22 protein-coding genes are annotated in these 22,532 nt (G+C 69.6%); 12 read left to right on the plus strand and 10 right to left on the minus strand.

Going from position 1 to position 22,532, the window contains the following annotated elements; all coding sequences use genetic code 11:
• Positions 1-38 precede the first annotated feature (38 nt).
• A complete protein-coding gene (locus tag IG196_RS05905) occupies positions 39-863 on the plus strand; it encodes a hypothetical protein (RefSeq protein WP_192195397.1) in 825 nt (274 codons plus the stop codon).
• Here the strand turns inward: IG196_RS05905 and IG196_RS05910 are convergent, their stop codons facing one another.
• Genes IG196_RS05910 through IG196_RS05920 form a run of 3 tightly spaced genes read right to left on the minus strand, consistent with a single transcriptional unit; the run spans position 864 to position 3,030 of the window.
• A complete protein-coding gene (locus tag IG196_RS05910) occupies positions 864-1,637 on the minus strand; it encodes an SGNH/GDSL hydrolase family protein (RefSeq protein ID WP_192195398.1) in 774 nt (257 codons plus the stop codon).
• Positions 1,638-1,679: 42 nt separating this feature from the next.
• The gene (locus tag IG196_RS05915; protein ID WP_192195399.1) at positions 1,680-2,438 is read right to left on the minus strand and encodes an anti-sigma factor domain-containing protein; all 759 of its coding nucleotides are present in this window, start codon (positions 2,436-2,438) and stop codon (positions 1,680-1,682) included.
• A gap of 16 nt (positions 2,439-2,454) precedes the next feature.
• Positions 2,455-3,030: an RNA polymerase sigma factor gene (locus tag IG196_RS05920; RefSeq protein ID WP_225616938.1), complete on the minus strand. Its 576-nt coding sequence runs from the start codon at positions 3,028-3,030 to the stop codon at positions 2,455-2,457.
• A gap of 187 nt (positions 3,031-3,217) precedes the next feature.
• On the opposite strand from IG196_RS05920, the gene IG196_RS05925 reads away from it, so the two are divergent.
• From IG196_RS05925 to IG196_RS05950, 6 genes are all read left to right on the plus strand, one after another.
• Complete coding sequence (locus IG196_RS05925; protein WP_192195400.1) at positions 3,218-3,778, plus strand: DUF3455 domain-containing protein; 561 nt, start codon at positions 3,218-3,220, stop codon at positions 3,776-3,778.
• Between the two features lie 97 nt (positions 3,779-3,875).
• Positions 3,876-4,415, plus strand: coding sequence for a hypothetical protein (locus tag IG196_RS05930; protein ID WP_192195401.1), 540 nt, complete (start codon positions 3,876-3,878; stop codon positions 4,413-4,415).
• 25 nt (positions 4,416-4,440) lie between these two features.
• A complete protein-coding gene (locus tag IG196_RS05935; protein ID WP_192195402.1) occupies positions 4,441-5,742 on the plus strand; it encodes a hypothetical protein in 1,302 nt (433 codons plus the stop codon).
• A 71-nt stretch (positions 5,743-5,813) separates the two neighbouring features.
• The gene (locus tag IG196_RS05940) at positions 5,814-8,006 is read left to right on the plus strand and encodes an ATP-binding protein (protein ID WP_192195403.1); all 2,193 of its coding nucleotides are present in this window, start codon (positions 5,814-5,816) and stop codon (positions 8,004-8,006) included.
• Positions 8,003-8,623: a response regulator transcription factor gene (locus IG196_RS05945; protein WP_101493265.1), complete on the plus strand. Its 621-nt coding sequence runs from the start codon at positions 8,003-8,005 to the stop codon at positions 8,621-8,623. The genes IG196_RS05940 and IG196_RS05945 overlap by 4 nt, the downstream gene beginning before the upstream one ends.
• A 145-nt stretch (positions 8,624-8,768) precedes the next feature.
• Positions 8,769-10,115 carry an MFS family transporter gene (locus IG196_RS05950; protein WP_192195404.1) on the plus strand — a complete coding sequence of 449 codons (1,347 nt, stop codon included), beginning with the start codon at positions 8,769-8,771 and terminating at the stop codon, positions 10,113-10,115.
• A 46-nt stretch (positions 10,116-10,161) separates the two neighbouring features.
• On the opposite strand, the gene IG196_RS05955 is transcribed toward IG196_RS05950, so the two are convergent.
• Together IG196_RS05955 and argH are read right to left on the minus strand one after the other, a co-directional pair.
• Complete coding sequence (locus tag IG196_RS05955) at positions 10,162-11,640, minus strand: rhomboid family protein (RefSeq protein ID WP_192195405.1); 1,479 nt, start codon at positions 11,638-11,640, stop codon at positions 10,162-10,164.
• A 33-nt stretch (positions 11,641-11,673) separates the two neighbouring features.
• Positions 11,674-13,071: an argininosuccinate lyase gene (gene argH / locus IG196_RS05960; RefSeq protein WP_153282438.1), complete on the minus strand. Its 1,398-nt coding sequence runs from the start codon at positions 13,069-13,071 to the stop codon at positions 11,674-11,676.
• A 57-nt stretch (positions 13,072-13,128) separates the two neighbouring features.
• Between argH and IG196_RS05965 the strand changes: the two genes are divergently transcribed.
• The 3 genes from IG196_RS05965 to IG196_RS05975 are packed head-to-tail and all read left to right on the plus strand — an operon-like array spanning position 13,129 to position 16,237.
• On the plus strand, positions 13,129-14,214 hold the full coding sequence (locus IG196_RS05965) for a sensor histidine kinase (RefSeq protein ID WP_101493340.1): 1,086 nt from the start codon (positions 13,129-13,131) through the stop codon (positions 14,212-14,214).
• A complete protein-coding gene (locus IG196_RS05970) occupies positions 14,211-14,963 on the plus strand; it encodes a LytR/AlgR family response regulator transcription factor (RefSeq protein ID WP_192195406.1) in 753 nt (250 codons plus the stop codon). The genes IG196_RS05965 and IG196_RS05970 overlap by 4 nt, the downstream gene beginning before the upstream one ends.
• Positions 14,960-16,237: an AI-2E family transporter gene (locus IG196_RS05975; RefSeq protein WP_192195407.1), complete on the plus strand. Its 1,278-nt coding sequence runs from the start codon at positions 14,960-14,962 to the stop codon at positions 16,235-16,237. Before IG196_RS05970 ends, IG196_RS05975 begins: the two co-directional genes overlap by 4 nt.
• A gap of 9 nt (positions 16,238-16,246) precedes the next feature.
• On the opposite strand, the gene IG196_RS05980 is transcribed toward IG196_RS05975, so the two are convergent.
• Positions 16,247-16,705 carry a winged helix-turn-helix transcriptional regulator gene (locus IG196_RS05980; protein WP_192195408.1) on the minus strand — a complete coding sequence of 153 codons (459 nt, stop codon included), beginning with the start codon at positions 16,703-16,705 and terminating at the stop codon, positions 16,247-16,249.
• Between the two features lie 121 nt (positions 16,706-16,826).
• On the opposite strand from IG196_RS05980, the gene IG196_RS05985 reads away from it, so the two are divergent.
• Positions 16,827-17,756, plus strand: coding sequence for a nitrilase family protein (locus IG196_RS05985; protein ID WP_192195409.1), 930 nt, complete (start codon positions 16,827-16,829; stop codon positions 17,754-17,756).
• On the opposite strand, the gene IG196_RS05990 is transcribed toward IG196_RS05985, so the two are convergent.
• Positions 17,674-18,993, minus strand: coding sequence for an MFS transporter (locus tag IG196_RS05990; RefSeq protein ID WP_192195410.1), 1,320 nt, complete (start codon positions 18,991-18,993; stop codon positions 17,674-17,676). The two genes, IG196_RS05985 and IG196_RS05990, sit on opposite strands and share 83 nt — an antisense overlap.
• The gene (locus IG196_RS05995; protein WP_192195411.1) at positions 18,980-19,504 is read right to left on the minus strand and encodes a GNAT family N-acetyltransferase; all 525 of its coding nucleotides are present in this window, start codon (positions 19,502-19,504) and stop codon (positions 18,980-18,982) included. Before IG196_RS05995 ends, IG196_RS05990 begins: the two co-directional genes overlap by 14 nt.
• A 48-nt stretch (positions 19,505-19,552) precedes the next feature.
• Here IG196_RS05995 and IG196_RS06000 point away from each other — a divergent pair, with 48 nt between their 5' ends.
• Positions 19,553-20,479: a LysR family transcriptional regulator gene (locus tag IG196_RS06000; RefSeq protein WP_192195412.1), complete on the plus strand. Its 927-nt coding sequence runs from the start codon at positions 19,553-19,555 to the stop codon at positions 20,477-20,479.
• A 16-nt stretch (positions 20,480-20,495) separates the two neighbouring features.
• Here the strand turns inward: IG196_RS06000 and IG196_RS06005 are convergent, their stop codons facing one another.
• Positions 20,496-21,755: an MFS transporter gene (locus IG196_RS06005; protein ID WP_192195413.1), complete on the minus strand. Its 1,260-nt coding sequence runs from the start codon at positions 21,753-21,755 to the stop codon at positions 20,496-20,498.
• A 211-nt stretch (positions 21,756-21,966) separates the two neighbouring features.
• Positions 21,967-22,509 (minus strand): hypothetical protein, encoded by a 543-nt coding sequence (locus tag IG196_RS06010; RefSeq protein ID WP_192195414.1) that lies wholly within the window; start codon positions 22,507-22,509, stop codon positions 21,967-21,969.
• Positions 22,510-22,532: the final 23 nt, after the last annotated feature.

Below are 22,532 nucleotides of genomic sequence, written 5' to 3' on the forward strand. Positions count from 1 at the left end.
GGGGCGCCACTCGATTTTTTGAGAAGAGGGAGAGGGCGATGATCGATTCCGTGCTTTGGAAACGTGCACTGTTGGCCTGCGTGCTGGCGTGGGGCGCGGCGGCGCATTCGGCGCTGCCGGAGGCGGTGCAGCAGGAAGTGCAGCGGTGGCTGGATTGCTACAGCGCGGTCTCTTGGGGGGACTGCGAAATCGCACTCGGCGAGAGCGGCTCCACCCTCGGCCGTGTGCACCGCGACTCCGGACGCTTGTTGGGTGGCTCGAAGATCGGTACCACGACCTATGCGCGCGCAATGGATGGCCTTCTTTCCGCGGCGAGAGAGGGCTATCCGCCCGCCTACGAATGGATCGGGATCTTTGTCGCCCGTGATGTCGGTCTACGCAAGAGCCTGCCTTGGCGCTGGTTGGCAGCTGAGCACGGGAAGGCCGACGCGGCGAGACAACTGAACAGAATCATCGAGCGGGAGGGGCTCGGCAGGCTCGATCGTCAGTCAGTGGCCGACCGGATGTTCTTGTCGTGGGTCCAATGCCACCCGGCATCATTCGCCAGCGGCGGACCCGTGATGAACGCGGTGAACATGCTGCGCAAGGCGTCACCGGAGGCGGACATTGCCCAGTTGATAGCCCAATTGCACGCGGAGCGGTTGCGCGAGGCCGAATCGAGGGCAGAGGGGTTTTTGCGTAGTTGCGCGCCGAGCGACTACCACTTGGCCGGTCTGCCGGCCGACGAGCATGCCTGGGTGCGCAACGAGGTGCGTGCTCGCATGGCGCAAACGCTGAAGAACATTCAGGAGGCGGTGCGCAAGTTCCCAGAACTGGAAATTTTCACGGTCCCCGAATACCAGGACCTGCTGCCGCCGCCCTGATCAGGGCGCGTTGGCAGGTGAGGTCGGCACCGAAGGCGGCATCGGCAGGTGCGGCGCCACCACCGACTGCCACAGCCGGTAACCCTCGTCCGTCAGGTGCAGCCGGTCGCCGCGGAACAGCTCGGGGCGCGGGCGGCCATCGGCGCCGAGCATCGGCGTGTGGATGTCGATGTACTCGCTGTTGGGCAGCAGGTTCAGGTAGGCCGAGATCACGTGGTTGGTCTCGCGGATCTGCGGCATGAGCTGCTCGCGCGATGGGCTGGGCTTGACCGAGATGAAGCTGATGCGCACGTCGGGCAGCTCGGCGCGCACCGTGTTGGCAAAACGCGCGAAGCTGTCGAGCACCTGCAGCGGCGTGCGGCCTTCGGCCAGGTCGTTGTCGCCCGCATAGAGCACCACCTGGCGGGGCTTGTAGCGCACCACGAGGTCGCGCGCGAACAGGGCGCAGTCGGCCAGCGTCGAGCCGCCGAAGCCGCGGTTGACGATGCCGCCCGGCACGCGGGAAAAATCCTGCGACAGGCGGGTCCACATGCGCACGGTCGAGCTGCCCACGAACACCACGCCGCCGGGTTGCGGAAAGCGTTCCTGGTCGGCGCGCGCGAAGGCGGCCAGTTCGTTGTGCCAGCGGGCCTTGGCGGCGAGGTACGCGGGGGCGGTGTCGGCGGCCGTCGAACCATCGGCTTCGTAGGGGAAGGCGGCGGCCGCGGTCTGGGCCTGGGCGGTGAAGGCGAGGGCGGCTGCCAGAAGCAGCGCCGCCGCGCGGACGGATTTCATCGAAGGCATCGAACGGACAGAAGCAGGAAATTCAGGACAGGATCAGAGCGTTTTTTCGATCAGCGGGCCATGGAACAGCACGGGCCCGGTCGGGCCGCCCGCGCTCGGGACGCCGCCCTTGGGCTCCAGGCTGATCGCCAGCGCCGGCACGCGCACATCGGATTCCGAGGCGGCCAGCCGCAGCGCCGGTGCATTGTCCAGCACGCCGAGCGAGCGCGGCGCGCCACCGGGTGGCAGGGCCCACAGCTGCAGCGACTTGTCGGTGCCTTCGCGGAAGTTGCCCACGCGCTGCAGCACGAGCTGCTTCTTCTTCGGGTCGAAGGTCACGAGCATGGAGGCGGCGGCCTTGTCGTCGGACAGCACGGCCACGTACTGCACGGCGGGTGCGTTGATCAGCTGCTCGCGCAGGTTCAGGCCCACGCCCACGGCCAGCACGGCCACGAGCGCGCCGGCCGCGGCGGCGCCGCGCCACAGCGCGAGACTGCGCAGCCAGCCGCCGGTGGTGGTCGCCGGTGCGGTGATGGGCGTGGCGGCGTCGCGCTGCCGCGCGAGGGCCTGCTGCGCCTGCTCGGCGTCGATCAGGTTGCGGATGCGCGTCCAGACGGCCGGGTCGGGCGTAACGGGCTGCTGCAGCTCGGTCATGCCGGCCAGCCGGCCCTGCCAGACCAGCGCGGCGGCGCGCACGGGCGCCTGCTCGCGCGCCAGGGTTTCGAAGCGGCGGCGGGCGCCGCCGCGCAGCGTGCCGAGCGCATGGCTCGCGGCCAGCAGTTCGAGCAGTTCGGGATGGGCAAGGAGGTTCATGGGGCGGGTCTCGTGGTCAGGCGAAGCGGCCCATGCAGGTGCGCAGCTTGTCGAGCCCGCGCCGGATCCAGGTCTTCACGGTGCCCAGTGGCAGCTTGAGCTGCTCGGCCAGCTCGCTGTGGCTCAGCTCGCGCAGGTAGGCCAGGCTGACCACCTCGCGCTGGCGGCCCTCGAGCTGGCTCAGGCACTGGTGCAGCGCCCAGGCCTGCTCGCTCGCATCGGCCATGTCGGCCGGGTTGGGCGTGTCGGATTCGAAGGTGTCGGCCATCAGCTCGTCGAATTCCTGCGTGAGCTGGGCGCGGTCGGCGGTGCGGCGGCGCAGCAGGTCGAGCGAGCGGCTGCGCACGATGAGCCCCAGCCAGGCCAGCGGCGGACTCAGCGAGGCGCGGTAGTCGCCGGCCACGCGCCAGACGGTGAGAAAGGACTCCTGCAGCACGTCTTCGGCCCATTCGCGCTGGCGCACCACGCGCATCGCCAGGCCCATGAGGCGGGGCGAGGTGCGGTCGTACAGCTGCCGCAGGGCGGCTTCGTCGCGATGGCCGATCCGGTCGATCAGCGCCATCAGTTCGGCGTCGGGGCTGGGTGCGGTCATCGGCGGATTGTGGGGCATCGGTGCGCATGTCCGAGGTACGGCCCGGCCGCGTCGGCGGATTCAGTGCGACCGGTCTGAATCCAACGGGCGTCGGGCTGCGTACAGGGGGCAGGGGGGCGTCGACATGCAGAACTCCAGACGGCGGCTCTTTCTTTTTCACCACCGATCAGACACCAAGGAAACGACCATGCACATCCGCACCCTGACCGTCCTGGCTTCCACCCTTGCAGCGGCGCTTGGCCTGGCCGCCTGTTCCGGCATGGGCGCCAAGCCCCTGCCGATGTTCTCGCAGGCCAGCCTGCCCGATGCCGTGAAAGTGCCCGCCGGCCACCGCGTGGCCATGGAAACCGTGGGCGCCGGCGACATCACCTACGAATGCCGCGCCAAGGCCAACACGCCGGGCCAGCATGAATGGGTGTTCGTCGGCCCCGACGCCAAGCTCACGGACCGCGCCGGCAAGCAGGTGGGCACGTACTACGGCCCGCCCGCCACCTGGGAGAACGCAGACGGCTCGAAGGTCACGGCCACGCAGGTGGCGGTGGCGCCGAACGGCACCGGCAACATTCCCCACCAGTTGGTGAAGGCCAACCCCGCCACAGGCATGGGCGCCATGCAGGGCGTGAGCTACATCCAGCGCGTGGCCACGCAGGGCGGCGTGGCCCCTGCCGCCGCTTGCGGCGCCACGAACATGGGCCAGAAACAGGTCGTGAAGTACCAGGCCGACTACATCTTCTACCGCGCCATCTAAGGCCGGCTGAGCCCCCGCCGCGCCGCCGTCTGGAAACATTCGGCAACGTATACTGCGCCGCAAAACGGAGTGGGACCGCGTGCGCGCGGGGGCGGGAATGAAGCAAATTGCGATCGTGATCGCGCTCTGCGTGGGCGCGTGGTTCTTCTTTGTCGGCGGCCGCAAGCTCGACGAGGCGATGGTGCGCGACTACTACCAGAAGGACGCCCACGCCATCTACTCGCGCGACGCCGATGCGATCTGCAAGAAGCTCAGCCGCAAGGCGGTGATCGAGAGCAAGGTCACGGCCATGGGCCGCACCCTCGAGACCACCCAGAACCGCGACGAAGCCTGCGACTCGGTGAAGGAAAACATCGAGCTGTTTCGCACCGTCGGCGACCGCATGGGCGGCATCCTCACCATCGAGTACGACTACCACATCGACAGCATCGAAGTGGCCACCGACCGCAAGAGCGCGACCGTCACCGGCACCAGCGTGCTGAAGATGGGCGAGTCGGTGCTGCAGTACAAGAGCAATTTCACCCAGCGGCTGGAGCGCGAACTCGGCCAGATGCGCCTCGTGCATTCCAATGGCGTCACCGTGGTGCGCCTGGGCGGCGCAGGCGCGATGAGCCAGAGCGATTTCTTCCGCAAGTAGCCGCGCCAGCAGAACAGGCCCCGCCATGATCGACCGCGACTCCCTGCCGCCGCCCCCGCCGTTCTGGCACCGCCTCAACAGCTTCTTCGCCTTTCCGTTCCAGCTGCGGCCGCTGGCCTACGGCCTGGTGCTGTCGTTCTGCAGCCTGCTGTTCGAGGCCGTGTTCTTCCTGCCCGATGCGCTGGCCTTCATCGTCATCGAGGTTGGCATCATCCTGGCGGCCAGCCGCTACGGCTTCAAGGTCATTGCGCTGGGCGCGCGCGGCATCCGCGACTCGGCCGACTTCGGCCGCGAATCGAGCGACGAGTGGACCTACCTGCCGTGGAAGCTCTTTGCCATCTCGCTGGTGCAGACGATGCTCATCGGCTGGCTCGCCTGGTACGAGCCGGTGCTGGGCACGGTGGGGCTGTTCATCATGTCCTTCACCTTCCCGGCGGCGGTCATCGTGCTGGTGCAGTCGGGCAGCTTCTTCCAGGCCATGAACCCGGCCTACGTGATGGACGCGATGCGCACCATCGGCTGGCCTTATGCGCTGCTGTGCTTCTTCTTGTTCCTGCTGAGCACGGGCGCGCAGGTGGCGATCTCGATGGTGCTGCCGGTGTTCGACGGGCGCATCGTGCTGCCGATCGTCAACTTCGCGTTCATCTATTTCGGCTGGGTGATGGCGAGCCTGCTGGGCTACGTGATGTACCAGCACCACGACGCCTTCGGCATCGACCTCGTGCCCGGCGCAGGTGCCGACGAGGGCGCGCCGGCCGACCGCCGCACGCCCGCGCAGATCGCCGCGCAGCGCACCGACGCCGAGGTGGCGCAGTGCATCACCGACGGCGACCTGGCCGCCGCATTGGGCATTGCCTACGAGGCGCAGCGCACCGCCGACGCCGACGACCTGGCCGCGCAGCGCCGCTACCACCGCGTGCTGGCGCTCATGCCCGACAAGAAGGACACGCTGTTCGACCACGCGCGCCGCTTCATTCCGCTGTTGATGCGCCGCGACCTCACGTCGGACGCGCTGAAAGTCTTCAAGGCCTGCCGCACGATCGACAAGACCTTCGTGCTCGACGACCCGGCCATGGTCATCGCCATGGCCCGCGCCGAATGGCGCGGCGGCGACGCCCACGGCACGCTCGCGCTGCTGTCGGGTTTCGACAAGCGTTTCCGCGGCCACGCGGCGATCCCGCAGGCCTACGAGCTGGCCGCGCGTGCGCTGGTGCAGGGGCTGGGCCGCGCGGACATGGCGCAACCGATCCTCACGACGCTCGAGGCCCGCTACCCGGAGAGCGAGCAGACGCAGGAAGTGCGCTGGCTGCTGCGGCCGGCGGCCTGACGGGAGGCCGGCCCACGGATCAGGGCAAAATTCCGCACGCCGCGCCGGCCGGACCTGCGGACCCGCCTCCCATGCCGCCCCTCACGCCCGAACCGTCCCTTCCTGCTCCTGCTTCCCCATCGCCGACGCGCTCCCGCCGCCGCGCGCTGGTGGCCTGGGCGGCTGTTCTCGCGCTGGTCTTGCTGCTGATCGCCGTGGCCGGCCAGTGGGCCGCGCGACGCGAGGCGAACTTCCAGGCCGATTCGATCCGCCGCGCCATGGAAGTGCACGTGCTCGGCCTGCGCGATGCCGCCGGCAAGTACGGCTACCTGCCGTTCACCGCCGGCATGCACCCCGACGTGCTCGCCGTGCTGGCCCGTCCGCAGGACCCCGCCACGCGGCAGCGCGCCAACCACTACATCGAGGAAGTGAACCGCCTCGCGGGCTCCGACGCGCTGTACCTGACCGACCCGCAGGGCCTCACGCTGGCCGCAAGCAACTGGGCCACGCCGCAGAGCTTCGTGGGCGAGTCGTACGCCAACCGGCCGTACTTTCTCGACGCGCGGGCCGGGCGCCACGGCCTGTTCTACGGCGTGGGCCAGACCACGGGCGAGCCGGGGCTGTTCATGTCGGCGCCGGTGCGTGCCGAGGGCGGTGGGGGCGAGGTGCTGGGTGTGATCACCGTCAAGGTGAGCCTGCGCCAGCTGCACGACGCTTGGGCCTTCGTGCGCGATCCGATCTTGCTGACCGACGCGCGCGGCATCGTGTTCCTGAGCTCGGTGCCGGGCTGGATGTACCAGGCCACGCGGCCGCTGAGCCCCGCCGACCTGGCGGGCATCGCGCACGACCAGCAGTACGGCGCGCACACCCGCTTCGCGCCGCTGCCGTGGCGTGTCGAGCCCATCGAGGACGCGCCGGGCTACCTGGTGCGCACGACGGTCGGCGGCAAGGCGCGCCGTTTTCTCGCCGTCGACGAGCCCTTGCCCGACCTGGGCTGGACCCTGACGGTGATGGCCGACCACGCCGAAGTCACCCGCGCGCGCGAGCGCACCTGGATGCTCGGCCTGCTGGGCGCCGGCGTGCTGCTTCTGGGCGCGCTGTACTGGCGGCTGCGCGAGCGCCGCTTTGCCGAGCAGCGCGACGCGCGGCGCGACCTCGAGCTGCGCGTGCGCGAGCGCACCCACGAGCTGGACCAGGCCCACGCCTTCCGCAAGGCGATGGAAGACTCGCTGCTGGTCGGCATGCGCGCACGCGACCTGCAGGGCCGCATCATCTACGTCAACCCGGCCTTCTGCGAGATGACCGGCTACGGCGCCGACGAGCTGCTGGGGCGGCTGCCGCCGTACCCCTACTGGCACCCCGACGACGTGACGCAGCACTGGTTCCACTACGAGGCCATGATGAGCGGGCAACCCGCGCGCTCCGGCTTCGAGTCGCGGCTGCGGCACCGCGACGGGCACGAGGTCATCACCATGGTCTACACCGCGCGGCTCATCGACGCCGACGGCCGCCACAGCGGCTGGATGAGTTCGGTGGTCGACATCACCGAGCAGAAGCGCGCCGAGCTGCGCCAGCGCCAGAACGACGAGCAGCTGCAGCACGCACAACGCCTGGCGAGTCTGGGGGAGATGGCCTCCACGCTGGCCCACGAACTCAACCAGCCGCTGATGGCGTTGAGCAATTTCGCCAGCGCCGCCAAGGCCTTCGCCGAGCAGGGCAACCAGTCGTTGCTGGCCAGCAGCCTCGACGAGACCGTCGCGCAGGCCAAGCGCAGCGCCGAGATCGTGCGGCGCATCCGCGGCTTCGTGCGCCAGCGCACCGCCGGCACTGAAGACTGCGCGGTGGCCGCGCTGGTGGCCAACGTGCTGGCGCTGCTGCAGGGCGAGATGCGCCAGCGGCAGGTGCGCGCCGAGGTGCGCGTGGCGCCCGCGCTGCCGCCGGTGCGCGGCGACCGCGTGCTGCTCGAGCAGGTGCTGCTGAACCTGCTGTCGAACAGCCTGCAGGCGATGGAACAGGGCACGCCGCCCGACCGGCGCGTGGTCGAGGTCGAGGCCGAGCTGCATGAAGGGCGCGTGCACATCCGCATCGCCGACCACGGCCCCGGCATCGACGCCGCGCTGGCCGAGCAGGTCTTCGCGCCGTTCTTCACCACCAAGGCCGGCGGCCTCGGGCTGGGCCTGAACATCTGCCGCACCATCGTTGAGGCCCACCGCGGCCGGCTGTCCTTTGCCGACCGGCCCGGCGGCGGCACGGTCTTCACCCTCGAACTGGAGGCTTCCCCGTGAACGCACCCCTGCTTGCCAACCACCTGTGCGTCGTCGACGACGACGAGGCCGTGCGCCGTTCTCTGGGCCTGCTGCTGCTGTCGCGCGGCCATGCGGTGCAGGCCTTTGCCTCGGGCGAGGCCTTCCTGGCCGGCGCCGACCTGCAGCGCCCGGGCTGCGCCATCCTCGACCTGCGCATGGAAGGCATGAGCGGCCTGCAGGTGTTCGACGCGCTGCGCGCGCAGGACAGCCCGCTGGTCGTGATCTTCCTGTCCGGGCACGGCGACATTCCGATGGCGGTCGAGGCGGTGCAGAACGGCGCCTTCGGCTGGCTGGAAAAACCCTGCAACGACGAGCGCCTGCTCGACAGCATCGCCAAGGCGCTGCAGAAGGCCGAAGAGGTCGCCGTGCGCCGCCAGGCCCGGCAGGCCGCGCAGGCGCTGTGGGCCAAGCTCACGCCGCGCGAGATGCAGGTCGCACGGCTCGTGGCCGAAGGCCTGCCCAACAAGCGCATCGCGCAGGAGCTGGCGCCGCTGGAGCTGCGCACGGTGGAAACGCACCGGGCGCACATGTTCGCGAAGCTGGGTTTTTCGAGCAGCCTGGAGTTGGACCGCTTCCTGCGTGAGCACGGGCTCTAGAACTTAGGGTTTACCCCTGCGTACGGGTACGCAGTCCCGCGGCGGGGGCCTACGGACGACAGCGCGCCCCCGGCGGACCAGACTCCCCGGCACGGCTTTCCGCGGGCTTCGCGGGGGCTGAAGCCAGAGACAAGGACCCCCTCGCATGACCGCCATTGCCAGCAGCAGCACGAGCGCCGGCGCTTCCAGCCCGGACGCGACCCGCGACACCACCCCCTACACCTTCGAGGAAAAGCGCAAGCGCATCTTCGCCATCTTTGCCGCCTCGTCCGGCAATCTGGTGGAGTGGTTCGACTTCTACGTCTACGCCTTCTGCGCGATCTACTTCGCGCCCTCGTTCTTCCCCAAGTCGGACCCGACGGTCCAGCTGCTGAACACCGCCGGCGTGTTCGCCGCCGGCTTCCTGATGCGCCCGATCGGCGGCTGGATTTTTGGCCGGCTGGCCGACCGCAAGGGCCGCAAGACGTCGATGGTGACCTCGGTCGTCATGATGTGCGTGGGCTCGTTGATCATTGCCTGCCTGCCCACCTACGCGCAGATCGGCGCCTGGGCGCCCGCGCTGCTGCTGGCCGCGCGCCTGCTGCAGGGCCTGTCGGTCGGCGGCGAGTACGGCACCACCGCCACCTACATGAGCGAAGTGGCGATGCGCGGCCAGCGCGGCTTCTTCTCGTCGTTCCAGTACGTCACGCTGATCGGCGGCCAGCTGCTGGCCGTGGTGGCCGTGGTGGTGCTGCAGCAGCTGCTCACCGAGGCCGAGCTCAAGGCCTGGGGCTGGCGCATTCCCTTCGTGCTGGGCGCCCTGGCCGCCGTCGTGGCGCTGATGCTGCGCCGCACGCTGACCGAGACCGCCAGCACCAAGACCCGCGCCGCCAAGGGCGCCGGCAGCGTCGCCGAGCTGTTCAAGCACCACAAGCGCGCCTTCCTCGTGGTGCTGGGCTACACGGCCGGCGGCTCGCTGATCTTCTACACCTTCACCACCTACATGCAGAAGTACCTGGTGAACTCGGCCGGCATGTCGATCAAGACGGCCAGCAACGTGATGACGGCCTGCCTCTTCCTGTACATGTGCATGCAGCCGCTGTTCGGCGCGCTGTCGGACCGCATCGGCCGTCGCAGCAACATGCTGCTGTTCGGCGCCCTGGGCATGCTGATGACGGTGCCCGTGCTGAGCAACCTGCAAAGCGTGAGCAGCCCGCTGATGGCCGGCGTGCTGATCACGCTGGCGCTGGCGGTGGTGAGCTTCTACACCTCGATCAGCGGCATCGTGAAGGCCGAGATGTTCCCGCCCGAAGTGCGCGCGCTGGGCGTGGGCCTGTCGTACGCGGTGGGCAACGCCATCTTCGGCGGCAGCGCCGAGTACGTGGCGCTGGGCCTGAAGTCGATCGGCCACGAGTCGTACTTCTACTGGTACGTGACGGCGATGATGGGCGTGGCCTTCCTGGTCAGCCTGCTGCTGCCGAAGCAGGCGACGTACCTGCACAACGACAAGTAAGCGCTGCGGCGCTTCGTCAACCGAACCCGGCCTCGCGCCGGGTTTTTTACGTGCGCTGCAACGCGCGCGTGACCATGTCGTTGGGCGCCAGCCGCAGCAGGTGCGGCAGCAGGCCCATCGCCCGCTCGCGTTCGCCCGCGTGCAGCAGACCGTTGGCGCACACCGAGAGCGTGTCGGCCAGCTCGGGGTGGTCGGGCGCGGTCTTCAGCAGGATGCGGCAGAGCTTGTCGGCGTCGCCGAACTGGCGGATGCGCGCAAAGCGGCGGGCCAGCCGGGCCATGTCGTCGGGCTTCAGGCGCACGCCCGGCTTGGCCTGGTCGAGGTAGGTCGTGAAGCTGCTGTGCTGCAGCGCCAACGTGTCTTCATCGGTGGCGGGCAGGCGGAAGATGCGGCGCGCGGCCTGGTGGAAGTCGTCGCTGGCGGGCTGCAGGCGCGCGGTGTTGAACCAGGCGCGCAGCGTGTCGGTGTCGCCGGGGCGCAGGGCGGCGGCGGCGCGCCATTCGGCACACGCGGGTTCGAACTTCATCGCCGCCGACAGCTTGCGCGCCGCGGCCACGTGCTGGTTGAAGCGGTGGTCGTCGGTCACCATTTCCGACTTCACGGTCTCGGGCGTCTTCACGCGGCCCAGCCACATGGCGCCGGCCATCAGCGCGGCGCCCGTCAGCAGGCCGCCCAGGTGGGCCATGTAGCCGACGCCTTGGTCCCCCATCCATTGCTGCAGCAGCTCGTTGGCGATCCAGGCCGGCAGCAACAGCAGGGCGGGCGCGGTGACGTAGCTGAAATAGAAGAACAGCTGGTAGAAAAAGCGGATGCGCCGCAGCCGGTACATCACGGCGTACATGCCCATCAGCGCCGAGATCGCGCCCGAGGCGCCCAGGCCATGGCCGCCGTTGCCGGCATAGGCCCAGCTGGCCAGCAGCGACGAGCCGACGGCGCCGAGCAGGTAGAAGCACAGGTAGGTGCCGCGCCCCAGCGCCAGTTCGACCGAGAAGCCGAACAGGAAGAGGAACAGCATGTTGCCCAGCAGGTGGCCGGTGTCGGCGTGCAGGAAGGCCGCGGTGATCCAGGTCCAGGGCTTGAACGCGGCGCCCTTGTTCTGGTCGAGCGACCAGCGCTCGGTGAAAGGCGCGGGCAGCATCGCCTCGTACTGGCGGCGTTCGCGTTGCCACTCGTCGAAGCGCGGGTTCGCGGGCGTCACGACCTCGTCGGCGCGCAGCTTCTTCAGGAAGGGCTGGTCGTTCTGCAGCGCTTCGAGCAGCTGCGGGTAGGCCTCTTCATGCCGCAGCGCGCGGCGCGCCGTCTTGCCGCGCTTCGGGTCGGTCTTCTCGAGCCACTCGACGAAGGGTGGCAGCTCCAGTTCAGGCAGCACGCTCTGCACGTAGAACTGCGCGGCGCGCTCGCGGCCGTTGTCTTCGCTGCGCTGCGGACCCCAGAACACGATCATGTTCAAGAGGATCAGCAGCACCGTCATCCACGGCGGGTTGTGCCAGCTCGGTTTGTTTTCGAGCGGGATGGCGTAGAACATGAAGTGCGGCCCTCGGTGGTGTGGCCGCGGGCTTCAGCCCAGACGGGCGCGGTGGCGGGCGACTTGCGCTTTGACCTGCACGGGCGCGGTGCCGCCGAGCACGTTGCGTGCGTTGAGCGAGCCGCGCAGGCTCAGCACGTCGTACACGTCTTTTTCGATGTTCGGGTTGAACTGCTGCAGCACCGACAGCGGCAGCTCCGACAGATCGACCTGGTGCGAGGTGGCGGCCTTCACGGCATGGGCCACGGTTTCGTGCGCGTCGCGGAAGGGCAGGCCCTTCTTCACAAGGTAGTCGGCCAGGTCGGTGGCGGTGGCGTAGCCGCGCAGCGCGGCGGCTTCCATGGCCTCGGGCTTCACGGTGATGCCGCCGATCATCTCGGCAAAGATGCGCAGGGTGTCCTTGAGCGTGTCGACGGTGTCGAACAGCGGCTCCTTGTCTTCCTGGTTGTCCTTGTTGTAGGCCAGCGGCTGGCCCTTCATGAGCGTGATGAGCGCCATCAGGTGGCCGACCACGCGGCCCGTCTTGCCGCGCGCCAGCTCGGGCACGTCGGGATTTTTCTTCTGCGGCATGATCGACGAGCCCGTGGTGAAGCGGTCGGCGATGTTGATGAAGCTGAAGTTCTGGCTCATCCAGATGATGAGTTCTTCGCTCAGGCGGCTCACGTGCACCATGCACAGGCTGGCGGCGGCGGTGAACTCGATCGCGAAGTCGCGGTCGCTCACGGCGTCCAGGCTGTTCTGGCAGACGCTGTCCATCTTCAGGGTGCGGGCCACGAGTTCGCGGTCGAGCGGGTAGCTGGTGCCGGCCAAGGCGGCGGCGCCCAGCGGCAGGCGGTTGACGCGGCGGCGCACCTCGCCCATGCGCTCGGCATCGCGGCTGAACATTTCCACGTAGGCCAGCATGTGGTGGCCGAAGCTCACGGGCTGGGCCACCTGCAGGTGGGTGAAGCCGGGCAGGATCACCTCGACGTTCTTCTCGGCGATGTCGACCAGCGCTTTCTGCAGGTCGACCAGCAGGTCGCCGATGAGGTCGATTTCGCCGCGCAGCCACAGGCGCACGTCGGTGGCGACCTGGTCGTTGCGGCTGCGGCCGGTGTGCAGGCGCTTGCCGGCGTCGCCGACCAGCTGGGTCAGGCGGGCCTCGATGTTCAGGTGCACGTCTTCGAGGTCGAGCTTCCATTCGAAGCTGCCGGCCTCGATCTCGCCGCGGATCTGCGTCATGCCGCGCTCGATGGCGGCGTGGTCCGTCACGCTGATGATGCCCTGGGCCGCGAGCATGCCGGCGTGCGCCAGCGAGCCCTCGATGTCGGCTTGCCAGAGGCGCTTGTCGAAGAAGACGCTGGAGGTGTAGCGCTTCACCAGGTCGCTCATCGGTTCGGAGAACAGGGCCGACCAGGCTTCGGATTTCTTGTCGAGTTGGTTTTGGGTCATGGGAGCCGTCCAGGAAGGCAATAATGGGTTGGTCACCCGATGGATCTGATGTCTGCGATGCGCAACCCGGCGATTTTATCGGCCAGCTCCCCCTCCACGTCCGCTTCGTCGCCGGAACGCGTACGCGCGCCTGTGCGCGGCGGCCCGGCGCTGTTCGACGCCTGCCAGATCGGCGTGGTGCTGCGCACCGTGGTGTTCGTCGAAGCGGTGGTGGCGGTGGCCACGCTGTTCGTGGTCGGCTCCTTCGGCGAATGGCTGGTGCAGGCGGCCACGGTCACCGGCGGCGCACTGCCCGCCACGCTGCTGTGGCTGGTGGCAGCCTGCGGGCTCAAGAAGCAATTGCGGCGCCTGCCGCCCCCCGGGCAGTACGCCGCGGGCGCCGTGCTGGGCGCCGTGGCCTCGCTCTACGGCTGCGGCCTGCTGCGCCTGACCGGCGTGATCGCCAGCGCCCCCTGGCTGGCCAGTGCATTGGCCGGTGCGCTGTTCGCGGGGCTGGTGATGGCGGCGATGGTGCTGCGCGCGCGCGGCCAGACGCCGGCCGCCACCACGGCCCGGCTCGAAGAGCTGCAGTCGCGCATCCGCCCGCACTTTCTGTTCAACACGCTCAACAGCGCCATCGCGCTGGTGCGCGAAGAGCCCGCCAAGGCCGAGACCATGCTCGAAGACCTGGCCGAGCTGTTCCGCCAGGCGCTCACCGTGCCCGGCGAATCGGGCACGCTGGCCGACGAGATCGCGCTGGCCGAGCGCTACCTCGCCATCGAGCAGGTGCGCTTCGGCGACCGCCTGCGCATCCGCTGGGACCTCGATGCCGCCGCCAGCGACGCGCGGCTGCCGCCGCTGCTGCTGCAGCCGCTGGTCGAGAACGCCATCAAGCACGGCGTGGAGCCCAGCCCCGACGGCGGCAAGCTGCGCATCCGCACCGAGCGGCGCGGCGGCATGGTCGTGATCGAGGTGGTCAACAGCCTGCCGCCGCTGCGCTGGGCCGACGAGCCGCTGCCGCGCGGCCATGGCATCGCCCTGGACAACGTGCGCGAGCGGCTGCGCCTGCTGCACGACATGCAGATGCAGTTCAGCGCCGGCATGGACCAGAAGAACTACCGCGTACGCATCGCGATTCCCGCAGACTCCGCCGAATCCCCATGAGCCTCAAGACCCTGATCGTTGACGACGAAGCCCTGGCCCGGTCGCGCCTGCGCACGCTGCTGCGCGACTGCACTTCGCCCGCCGCCGAGGTGACGGCCGAGGCCGCGCAGGGCGAGGAGGCGCTGGCGCACCTGGCCGCGATGGACCTCGACCTGGTGCTGCTCGACGTGCACATGCCCGGCGTCGACGGCATCGAGGTGGCGCGCGCGCTGCGCAGCCGGCCCGACGCGCCGGCCGTGGTGTTCGTGACGGCGCATGCCAGCCACGCGGTCACGGCCTTCGAGCTGGAAGCGGTCGACTACCTCACCAAGCCCGTGCGCGCCGAGCGGCTGCAGCAGGCGCTGCAGAAGGCCGAGCGCTTCCTGAAGGAGCGCCGTGCGTCGCAGCCGGCCGCCGAGGCCACGCCCGAATCCGTACTCATCCAGGACCGGGGCCGCGCCGAGCGCGTGCCGCTGTCCGAGGTGCTGTATCTCAAGTCCGAATACAAGTACCTCACGGTGCGCACCGCCACGCGCAGCCACATCCTCGACGGCTCGCTCAACGATTTTGAAGAGCGCTACCCGAACCGCTTTTTGCGCGTGCACCGCAACGCGCTGGTGGCGCGCTCGGCGATCCGCGCGCTCGAACGCTACGACGACGGCGAAGACGCCGAAGGCTGGGCGCTGCGGCTCGATTCGGTGCCCGAGCCCGTGGCGGTGTCGCGCCGCCAGCTGGCCGCGGTGCGCGAGATGCTGAAGGAGTCGCGATGACCGACGAAACCCCGGCCGGCCCGAAGCCCGCGCCCGAGCGGCCCGTGGCCGCTGAAGAACCGCCGCCTGCGCCCGCACCGGTGCCGGTGCCGCCGGCTGCGCCGGTCGAACCCGTAGCGCCCGCTGCGCCGGTCGAGCCGAAGGAAGAGGCCACCTCCGCCCTGCGCAAACGCCTCGTGCTGCACATGCCGGTCGACGTGCGCAGCGCCTCGCTCGTGGTGCTGGCCGTGCTCGCCAGCGTCTTCGCGTTGCGCTGGGGGCAGGCCGTGTTCGTGCCGCTGATGCTGAGCCTGCTGCTGAACTACGCGCTGTCACCGCTGGTCGAGCGCCTGCACGACTGGTACGTGCCGCGCTGGATCGGCGCGGCGGCGATCCTGCTGGGCCTGTTCGGCGGGCTCGGGTGGACCGGCTATTCGCTCTCGGGCAGCGCCTCGCAGCTGCTCGACTCGTTGCCGGTCGCCGCGCAGAAGCTGGGCCAGGCCATGCGCCGCAACAAGAACGCCAGCGCCACGCCGCTGGACAGCGTGCAGCAGGCCGCCGCCCAGCTCGAGAAAGCGGCCGAAGAAAACTCCGCGCGCGTCGCCTCGCGCAAGGGCGTGGCGCGCGTCGTCATCGAACGGCCAGGTTTCAACGTGCGCGACTACCTGGTGAGCGGCACCGTCGGCCTGCTCAACGCGATGGGGCAGCTGACGCTGGTGGCTTTTCTCACCTACTTCGCGCTGTGTTCGGGCGACACCTTCCGGCGCAAGCTCATCAAGATCACCGGGCCCAGTCTGCAGAAGAAGAAGGTCACGGTGCACGTGCTGGACGACATCACGCGCAACATCGAGCGCTACCTGCTGGTGCAGATACTGGTGAGCGCGCTGGTGGGGCTCACCACCGGCCTCGCGTTCTGGCTCATCGGCGTGGAGAACGCGGCCGTGTGGGGAATCATCGCGGCCGTGACCAACCTCATTCCCTACATCGGCTCGGTGATCGTGCTGGTGGCGGCGGGGCTCATGGCCTTCCTGCAGTTCGGCAGCATCGAGATGGCGCTGCTGGTGGGCGGCGTCTCGCTGGCCATCCACACGGTGGTGGGCAACCTGCTGATGCCCTGGCTCACCAGCCGCACCAGCCGCATGAACCCGGTGGCGGTGTTCGTGGGCGTGATCTTCTGGGGCTGGCTGTGGGGCATCTGGGGCCTGCTGCTGGGCATCCCGATCACCATGGTCATCAAGTCGATCTGCGACCGGGTGGAAGACCTGCAGCCGATCGGCGAGCTGCTGGGCGAATAGCAGGCCCGCTCAGGCGGCGGGCACGGGCAGCTTCTGCACCACGGTGTCGGCCGCGTCGAGCGGCTGGCCGTCGCGCGTGCGCAATTCGATCGGCGTCACGGGCTTTCCGCTGCCGCGCTCCAGCAGCACCGAATGCGGCTCGCCGGGCGCGAACAGGTTCGCCTCGCCCCAGTGCCGCAGGCCGACCACCACGGGGAACAGGCCGCGGCCCTTGGCCGTCAGCGCGTACTCCTGGTAGAGCGAGCCGTCCGACGCCGGCACGAGGTCGAACACGCCTTCCTGCACCAGCCATTTCAGCCGGTCGGCCAGGATGTTCTTCGCCACGCCCAGGCTCTGCTGGAACTCGCCGAAGCGCCGCATGCCGTCGAAGGCGTCGCGCACGATCAGCAGCGACCACTGGTCGCCGACGATCTCGAGGGCGCGCGCCATCGGACAGGCGTCGAACCTCAGACTTTTTCTCCTGGCCATCGTGTGCTTGTCCTGTGCGTCCTCGGGGATGGCGGGATTAGACCGTAGCGCCGGATTGGTTGCAAATTAAAACTGATACGGCTAGCATCCATCTGGTTTTAATTTGAAACCTGAAATGACCATGACCGACCCAGCAAACATTCCTTCCGGCGGCGACGCCGTGCCCGGCCTGCGCGCCAGCCCCGTGCGCGTGGCCGTCGTGCAGTTCGATCCGCAGGTCGGCGTCGAGAACCTCGCGCGCAATGCCGCCGCCGTGCACCAACAGCTCGAGGCTGCCGTGGCCGGCGCCGCGCAGCTCATCGTGCTGCCCGAGCTGGCGACCACCGGCTACTGCTTCAATGGCCGCGCCGAGGCCTTCGCCCATGCCGAGCCCGTGCCGCATGGCCCCACGGTGCAGGGCTGGGTCGCGTTCACGGCAAAGCACGGCGTCTACCTTGTCGGCTGCCTCGCCGAGCAGGACGGCATGCAGCTGTTCGACACGGCCGTGCTCGTCGGCCCCGAGGGCTACATCGGCCGCTACCGCAAGACGCACCTGTGGAACAACGAGAAGCTCTGGTTCACGCCCGGCAACGAGGGCTACCGGGTGTTCGAGACGAAGATCGGCCGCATCGGCCTGCTCGTGTGCTGGGACATCTGGTTTCCCGAGGCGCCGCGCATCGTGGCGCAGCAGGGTGCCGACATCATCTGCGTGCCCACGGGCTGGGTCTGGACGCCGCCGCCGCTGTACGACGCCAGCGGCGTCTGCATGCCGGCCTACCTGACGATGGCGGCCGCGCACACCAACAACGTCTTCATCGCCACCGCCGACCGCGTGGGCCAGGAGCGCGGCACGGGCTTCATGGGCAACTCGCTGATCGCGGGCACCAACGGCTGGCCGATGGGGCGCATCGCCGGGCCCGAGGAAGAAACCATCCTCTACGCCGACGTCGACCTGGGCGCCGCGCGTTCGGCGCCGATCTGGACACCGCTCAACGACCTGCACCGCGACCGGCGAACCGATCTGTACGACGCGATGCTGGGCTATCGAGGCGGGGTGGCACTGCCGCGCTGAGCCGCGCAAAACGGATGATCATCCACGGCCCGAGCAGCGCCCCGAGCCCGACCGAACTCCACGCCGCGACCCACGCATACGTGCTGCCGAAGCCGAACTGCGCTTGTCCCCAGTCGAGCGCGAGCCCGAACACCCAGGGGCTGAGCGCGCCCGCGCCGAAGCCCATCACCGAGCGCACCGAGAACGCCACGCCGAGCCGGTGCGGCGCCACCACGTCGGCCAGGGCGGTCGAGTAGACCGACGAATCGGCGATGGCGAGCAGGTTGTACAGCGCCGCCATCGCGGCCAGCGCCCACAGCGGCCAGGTCCACATCCAGCCGAAGGTGAACGACAGGCTCAGGCTGGCGACGGTGGCGATCATCATCACGCGCGCGCGGCCCAGCCGGTCGGACGCGGCGCCGCCCACCACGCTGCCGAACACGCTCACGAGATGTGCGAACGCCGCCAGCGCGATGCCCGCGGCTGGCCACGTGGTCGCGCCGCCGCGCGACGAGGCCATGAGGTAGGCGGGCAGCCACGCCCACAGCGCCATCAGCTCCCAGCAGTGGAAGGCGTAGGCCCAGTTGCCGGCCATCGCGGGCCGGTCGCGCACGGTTGCGTTCAGCGCCTGCAGCACGCCTTCGCGCGGCGCACCGGCGACCGGTGGCACGGGCGGTGCCATGCGCCGCAGCGCGAGCACGGCCAGCAGCACGCCCATCACCGTGCAGCCCGCCGCCACCAGCAGCCCGGTGCGCCAGTGCGCGACCACGCTGAAGCCCGCCACCACCGCGAGCGACAGCGCATAGCCCATCGACGCGGCACCGAGGAACAGCCCCATCGCGCGCCCCCGCACCGCCGGCCCGGCGTTGAGCGACAGCAGCTGCAGCCCCGGCGTGTACGAGGCGCCCGCGCACAGGCCCGCCAGGCCGTACAGCAGCAGGGCCGAGCGGTGGTCGTGCGCGAAGAGGGCGAAGGCCAGCGAGGCGGCCGCGCCGATCACGCCACCGACCGCGAAGATGCGGTGCGGGCCGAAGCGGTCGGCCAGCAGGCCCACGGCGAACAGCGAGCTCATGTAGCCCACATGCCAGGCGCTCTGGATGGAGCCGGCCTGCGCGGCCGTCATCTGCCAGTCGTCCCGCATGAACGGCAGCACGCCCGAGTAGGCGGTGACGATCATTCCCTGCAGCAGGCGGCTCGCGCACAGCAGCGCGAGCCATCCGCGCTGCGGCGACGCTGGGGTGTGGTCAGTGCAGTGCACGCTGCATCAGCACGGTGTCGACCCACTGGCCGAACTTGAAGCCGACGTTGCGCAGCACGCCGACCGTCTCGAAGCCCAGGCGCGCATGCAGCCGCTGCGAGCCCGCGTTGCCGCTGTGGCCGATGCACGCGACCATCTGCGTGAAGCCGGCCTCGGTGCAGCGGTCGATCACCGCCTGCAGCAGCGCCGTGCCGATGCCGTGGCCGTGCATGTCGGGCGCGACGTAGATCGAGTCTTCCACCGTGTGCCGGTAGGCCGAGCGCGCGCGGTAGGGGCTGGCGTAGGCGTAGCCGGCCACCTCGCCGCCTTTCAGGGCCACGAGATACGGCAGGCCGCGTGACAGCACGTCGGTGCGGCGCGTCTGCATCTGCGCGAGGGTGGGCACTTCTTCTTCGAACGAGCACAGGTCGTGCTGCACGTAGTGGCTGTAGATGGCCTGCACGCGGGCCATGTGGTGGGGCTCGGCATCGGCGATGTCGAGCGCGGTGAAAGCAAGGGTGGGGGAGGACATGACTCGATCTTGACGAGGCGAGAGCTATAAGTGAAGCTGGGTCCACCTATGCAACGCATAAGAAATACTTTGGAAAAAAACCTCAACCTCGACCAGCTCGCCACCTTCGGCCTGGTGATCGAAACCGGCAGCTTCTCCGCCGCGGCCGACCGGCTCGGCCTGTCGCAGCCGGCCGTGAGCCTGCAGGTGCGCCAGCTCGAACGCCGGCTCGCGGTGCGGTTGATCGAGCGCGTCGGCAAGCGCGCGCGGGCCACGCCGGCCGGTGCGGAGCTGCTGCGCCATGTGCCGCAGATCGAGGCGGCGGTCGAGAATGCGATCGACGCGCTGGCCGACCACGCGCGCGGCGTCACGGGCCGCGTGCGGCTGGGCACGGGTGCCACGGCCTGCCTGTACTTTCTGCCGGCTGTGCTGCGCCAGTTGCGCGAGGCGTTCCCCGCGCTCAGCGTGGTGGTGAGCACGGGCAACACCGACGAGCACGTGCGCAAGGTGGAAGACAACAGCATCGACCTCGCGCTGGTCACGCTGCCCGCGGCCGGGCGTTCGCTAAGCGTGATGCCGGTGTGCGACGACGCGTTCGTCGCCATCGGCCGCGCCGACCTCGCGCCGCTCAAGGCCCGCGTGACGCCGGCCGACCTGGCGACGCTGCCGCTGGTGCTGTTCGAGCCCGCGGCCAACACGCGCAAGCTGGTCGATCGATGGTTTGCCGCCGAGGGCCTGCAGCCGCAGCCCGTGATGGAGCTGGGCAGCGTCGAGGCGATGAAGGAGATGGTGGCCGCAGGGCTGGGCTATGGCCTGGTGCCCGGCATGTCGATGGCGGGGCGCGGTGCCCACCCGGCGCTGAAGGTCAGCCGCCTGGCCCCGCGCATGCACCGCACGCTGGCGGTGGTGGTGCGCCGCGACAAGCCGCTCAACAAGGCGCTGCGCACGGTGCTCGAGGCGATCGTGGCGGCCGGCAAGAAGCCCGGCCGCCGCTAGGAGCGGTTAGGAGCGCTTATTCCGGAATGGCCGCCAGCGGCGCCGCGCCGCCGCGTGCGCGGCCCAGCGTGCCGACGATGAGCGCGGCGATCAGCACCAGCACGCCGCTGAGCACCATCGTGGGCGAGATGCCGCGGCTGTCGACCATGAGGCCGCCGATCAGCGCGCCCGAGGCGATCGCCACCTGGAAGCCCGTCACCAGCAGGGCCTGGCCGGCTTCCTGTGCGTCGGGCACGGCTTCCATCATCCAGCCGGTGAGCGCCACCGGGATCAGGCCGAAGGCCACGCCCCAGATCACCACCACGACCGCGCCGGCCACCATGCCGGTGCCGATGAGCGTCGACAGCAGCAGCGCCGTCGCGAGCATCAGCGCCGCCAGCAAGGTGGTGCCGCGCACGCTGCGCGCCACCAGGCTGCCACCGAGGAAGGTGCCGATGAAGCCGACGGCGCCGTAGACCAGCAGCAGCGTCGAGACCTCGTTGGCCTGCAGGCCGAACACCTGCTGCAGCAGCGGCTTCAGGTAGGTGTAGGCCGCGAAGTGGCCGGCAATGAAGAACAGCACCGCGAGCAGGCCGACCTGCGCCATGCGGCGCGTGAGCGGCGTGAGCAGGTCGCGCGCACCGATGGCGCGTTGCGGCGGAATCGCGGGCAGCAGCCACAGCTGCACCAGCAGCACGGCCGCGGCCAGCGCGCCGGTCACGGCGAACGAGGCGCGCCAGCCGAACATCGTGCCCAGCCACGAGCCCGCGGGCACGCCGAGCACCGTGGCGGCCGACACGCCGGCCAGCACCAGCGACATGGCGCGCGGCTTCGAGGCGTCGGGCACCAGCTGCGTGGCGGCGGCGGGCGCGAAGGTCCAGAAGCCGCCGACGGCCAGGCCGAGCATCAGGCGCGCGACCACCATCGTCGTGAAGTTGGGCGCGAACGCGGCCAGCAGGTTCGAGGCGATCAGCAAGAGCGTGAGCGCGATCAGCACCGTGCGCCGGTCGAGCCGGCCCGAAGCGACGATCAGCGCCGGCCCGGCAAAGGCGGCGAGCACGCCGGGCATCGTGATCATGAGACCGGCCGTGCCGTCCGACACGTTCAGGCCGCGCGCGATGTCGGTGAGCAGGCCGATGGGCATGAACTCGGTCGACACCATCGCGAAGGTGCCGACGGCGATGGAGCCGACCGCGAGCCAGGCGGAGCGGGTGGGGGCGGCGTCAGACGTGGCGGCCTCGCGCGCGGGCGCTGCCAGGTCGTCGATGCAGGGGTTGCTGCCGGAAGAATTCATCATGGAGATGCTGTCCTTGAACGCATCGGCGATGAAGGCGCCAATGCCGGTGTGGGGGCATTGGAGTGTGCGAGCGGGCCGCCTTGCGACCAAGGGGCGGTGGAGCAGTAGACAGTTTCCCTGCGGCGAACAATCGACCCTTTTGCCGCCTGAAGCCGCCCGGGGATGCGGCAATGGCGCCTTTCGCCATCACCGTCTTTTTGAGTGGCCGAGATTAAGTGTGGGCGTGGCGCAACTGCAGCGCCTGTCCATCGGCCACGAACGATTCGTCGACCAGCACGCGGAAGGCCGTGCCCTGCACGAACTTCGGTTGCGCGACGGCCGGCGAGAGGAACTCGATGTCGAGCGCGACCGGTGTGCCGCGCGCGAGCGATGTGCCCTGCGGCACGCGCCAGCGCGCCGAGAAGCCTTCGGTGCCGAGCACCAGCGCGCCGCGGTACTCACCGGGGCCCAGCGGCACGTCTTGTGCCGGCACCGACGGCCGGCGGAAGGTCAGCTCGGCCTGCAGGTGCGGCGTGAATTCGGGCAGCGTGTCGAAGCCCTCGGGGGGGGGCTGCTTGGCCGCGCGGCGCGGCAGCTTGCCGATGAGCCACGCGATCACGTTGCCGATGATCGGGACCCACAGCACCATCAGCAGCGTGCCGATGTCGCGCGTGGTGGAGCCGGGCGTCGCGTAGTGCCGCACGATGGCGCCGCCCACGGCCACGCACAGCAGGATCATGACGATGAGTCGTCGGCGGAACTGGATTTTGGTCATGAATGCGCGGGGTGAAAGCGGGT

The organism is Variovorax sp. 38R (assembly GCF_014843395.1).
Lineage (GTDB): Bacteria > Pseudomonadota > Gammaproteobacteria > Burkholderiales > Burkholderiaceae_C > Variovorax > Variovorax paradoxus_H.

Excerpts from the sequence above, each read along its gene's own strand:
- IG196_RS05905 (WP_192195397.1), top strand. The coding sequence starts at position 39 with ATGATCGATTCCGTGCTTTGGAAACGTGCACTGTTGGCCTGCGTGCTG.
- IG196_RS05910 (WP_192195398.1), bottom strand. The coding sequence starts at position 1,637 with ATGAAATCCGTCCGCGCGGCGGCGCTGCTTCTGGCAGCCGCCCTCGCC.
- IG196_RS05915 (WP_192195399.1), bottom strand. The coding sequence starts at position 2,438 with ATGAACCTCCTTGCCCATCCCGAACTGCTCGAACTGCTGGCCGCGAGC.
- IG196_RS05920 (WP_225616938.1), bottom strand. The coding sequence starts at position 3,030 with ATGACCGCACCCAGCCCCGACGCCGAACTGATGGCGCTGATCGACCGG.
- IG196_RS05925 (WP_192195400.1), top strand. The coding sequence starts at position 3,218 with ATGCACATCCGCACCCTGACCGTCCTGGCTTCCACCCTTGCAGCGGCG.
- IG196_RS05930 (WP_192195401.1), top strand. The coding sequence starts at position 3,876 with ATGAAGCAAATTGCGATCGTGATCGCGCTCTGCGTGGGCGCGTGGTTC.
- IG196_RS05935 (WP_192195402.1), top strand. The coding sequence starts at position 4,441 with ATGATCGACCGCGACTCCCTGCCGCCGCCCCCGCCGTTCTGGCACCGC.
- IG196_RS05940 (WP_192195403.1), top strand. The coding sequence starts at position 5,814 with ATGCCGCCCCTCACGCCCGAACCGTCCCTTCCTGCTCCTGCTTCCCCA.
- IG196_RS05950 (WP_192195404.1), top strand. The coding sequence starts at position 8,769 with ATGACCGCCATTGCCAGCAGCAGCACGAGCGCCGGCGCTTCCAGCCCG.
- IG196_RS05955 (WP_192195405.1), bottom strand. The coding sequence starts at position 11,640 with ATGTTCTACGCCATCCCGCTCGAAAACAAACCGAGCTGGCACAACCCG.
- argH (WP_153282438.1), bottom strand. The coding sequence starts at position 13,071 with ATGACCCAAAACCAACTCGACAAGAAATCCGAAGCCTGGTCGGCCCTG.
- IG196_RS05965 (WP_101493340.1), top strand. The coding sequence starts at position 13,129 with ATGCGCAACCCGGCGATTTTATCGGCCAGCTCCCCCTCCACGTCCGCT.
- IG196_RS05970 (WP_192195406.1), top strand. The coding sequence starts at position 14,211 with ATGAGCCTCAAGACCCTGATCGTTGACGACGAAGCCCTGGCCCGGTCG.
- IG196_RS05975 (WP_192195407.1), top strand. The coding sequence starts at position 14,960 with ATGACCGACGAAACCCCGGCCGGCCCGAAGCCCGCGCCCGAGCGGCCC.
- IG196_RS05980 (WP_192195408.1), bottom strand. The coding sequence starts at position 16,705 with ATGGCCAGGAGAAAAAGTCTGAGGTTCGACGCCTGTCCGATGGCGCGC.
- IG196_RS05985 (WP_192195409.1), top strand. The coding sequence starts at position 16,827 with ATGACCGACCCAGCAAACATTCCTTCCGGCGGCGACGCCGTGCCCGGC.
- IG196_RS05995 (WP_192195411.1), bottom strand. The coding sequence starts at position 19,504 with ATGTCCTCCCCCACCCTTGCTTTCACCGCGCTCGACATCGCCGATGCC.
- IG196_RS06000 (WP_192195412.1), top strand. The coding sequence starts at position 19,553 with ATGCAACGCATAAGAAATACTTTGGAAAAAAACCTCAACCTCGACCAG.
- IG196_RS06005 (WP_192195413.1), bottom strand. The coding sequence starts at position 21,755 with ATGATGAATTCTTCCGGCAGCAACCCCTGCATCGACGACCTGGCAGCG.
- IG196_RS06010 (WP_192195414.1), bottom strand. The coding sequence starts at position 22,509 with ATGACCAAAATCCAGTTCCGCCGACGACTCATCGTCATGATCCTGCTG.